The 842-nt window shown below is 38.6% G+C and carries 1 protein-coding gene and 1 pseudogene; both read left to right on the top strand.

All coding sequences use genetic code 11. The annotated features are described in order from the left end of the window. Nucleotides 1-390, top strand: a 390-nt coding sequence (locus UC75_RS22055) for a polyphenol oxidase family protein (RefSeq protein WP_228137438.1), incomplete at its 5' end; no start/stop codon positions are given. Between the two features lie 192 nt (nt 391-582). Continuing rightward, nucleotides 583-842: pseudogene (locus tag UC75_RS22050) on the top strand (flavodoxin family protein); the annotation flags it as partial.

Below are 842 nucleotides of genomic sequence, written 5' to 3'. Positions count from 1 at the left end.
AATGCCGAAGGTACCGAAGTCGCAAATTTACATGCGGGTTGGCGTGGTTTAGCTGGTGGGATTGTTGAAAACACGATTGCCGCTATGCAGAACCCTCCAACTTGGGCATGGTTAGGAGCTGCGATTAGCCAATCTTGTTTTGAAATTGGGGCTGAAGTAAAAGCTGCTTTTTGTGATAAATATCCTGAGTTGGAAACGGCTTTTGTTGAGGGGGCTGCTCCAAATAAATTTCATGCAGATTTATATGCAATTGCACGTTTTATTTTGCAGAGTCTAGGTGTGAAGCAGGTTTTAGGCGGAGACCAATGTTCATATCAACAGAGCGATGAATATTTTTCTTATCGTCGTGATGCAAAGACTGGGCGTATGGCTACCTTTGTTTTTATCTAAGCTTTATAAAAGTACGTAAATTCACTCTCTTATTTTGTAGTCATTAAATAAAGTAAGAGAGCGTCTATTTAGCTTAAAGATATTACGATTGTGAATTGTATTGAAACGCTTCTATTTCATATTTATAGATGTAGGTTTAGCAAGCGTTAATAAAATGATAAAATAGAAAAAATCGCTCAAAATTTTAATCTTATGTCTTTGCCTGAAAAACATCTCTCAATTGTTTACCACAGTCCATATGGTCATACCGCTAAGGTGGCTTCTGCTATTGCTGCTGGTGCAGAGGTGATGGGGGTGAAAGTACACTTAATGAATATTGAGCATATTGATTGGGATGCGCTTGATGCATCACAAGGCATTATTTTCGGATCACCTACCTATATGGGGAGTATGACTGCCGATTTTAAAAAATTTATGGACAGTACTTCTAAGCGTTGGAAAGAACGTGTGTG

This window comes from Acinetobacter sp. V2, from assembly GCF_001188385.1.
Taxonomy (GTDB): domain Bacteria; phylum Pseudomonadota; class Gammaproteobacteria; order Pseudomonadales; family Moraxellaceae; genus Acinetobacter; species Acinetobacter oleivorans.
The sequence above is the reverse complement of the archived record's forward strand: the minus strand, read 5'-3'. Positions and strand labels throughout refer to the sequence as shown.